This is a genomic window from Apibacter muscae (assembly GCF_007845635.1).
GTDB classification, from domain to species: Bacteria; Bacteroidota; Bacteroidia; order Flavobacteriales; family Weeksellaceae; genus Apibacter; species Apibacter muscae.
The window spans coordinates 1-1,093 of the sequence record NZ_SELG01000011.1 but is presented as its reverse complement, the minus strand read 5'-3'; the positions used below and the strand labels follow the sequence as shown (position 1 = coordinate 1,093).

Sequence of the window (1,093 nt, the reverse complement as noted above, 5' to 3'; positions counted from 1 at the left end):
AAAAAAAAATAATAATTATTTAATATCCCTTCCCAAAAAAAATCCCCTAAACTTTATTTTATATTATTTTTTATCGTATTTTAGCTAGATTAATAACTAATTATAATAAATAACTTATTATGTCTCGAATATACAGTTCTGTCCCTGATGGTAAGGGAAGCATTATTGCCTGCTCCATAAAAATAGATGGCAAAGAAGTTCTTCACCAAAGCGGAAGCTACCATTTAGAACTGAATCAGAAGATGTGTGACCATTCCTCCTTTCGTTTACTTTGTCCTGCCGATGCTTTTGAATCCTCCCGAGACTTTCCTTTAACTAACAGCAAAAACCTTTTTGGTAAAAAAATATATATTTCTTTTAAACAATTTTCTGATACTACTTTTATCTTTCAAGGTATTATTAATCAACTGAACTGGAAAATAGAAAACAATAATCCTCAGTTAGAACTAATAGGAAAATCTCCTACTATTCTCTTAGAACAAGGGGAGATTTGTCGTAGTTACGAGAACCAAACCTTAGAACAAATCGTTACTCAAACTTGTGAGGGGTTACCTCAAGACCTGTTTGAACTCAAAGTAAAACCTAAATACAAAAAAAATATTCCTTATAACGTTCAATATCAAGAAACTAACTTTGAGTATTTACAAAGACTGGCTTGTCGTTATGGAGAACTTTTATATTGGAATGGAGAGCGCTTAGTTTTTGGGGGATATGGGGGAAGAAAGGTCTTGATTCAAGAAGGAGAAGATGCGGAGTATATCCAGCTTCAAATGGAAGCGAAACCCCAAGGATTTAGTCTATCTTCTTACCAAGCGGAACAAAATATCCTATTCCAATCAGATACTAATTCTCTTCAGAAAAAGAGAATCATCAATCACTATCAGGAATTTGCCTTGGAAACTTCAGAAAAGCTCTTTGCTAAAAAACAGGAACTTTTTTATAATTATCCTTTGTTAAACCATATTCATTATGATTTATATGATACTTTAGAGAGAAAAAGACAGGCTCAGCAAAACGTCCTTTATGCAAAAGCTAAAACCAACAATCCCAATTTAAGGGTGGGTGATTTGGTTAAGTTATCGGCTTGGACTCC

Annotated in this window: 1 protein-coding gene; it reads left to right on the top strand. The window is 33.1% G+C overall.

What is annotated here, in order from left to right; translation table 11 throughout:
* Positions 1 to 119 precede the first annotated feature (119 nt).
* Positions 120 to 1,093: contractile injection system protein, VgrG/Pvc8 family (locus ETU08_RS00495; protein ID WP_146261057.1), on the top strand; the 974-nt coding region annotated here is incomplete at its 3' end.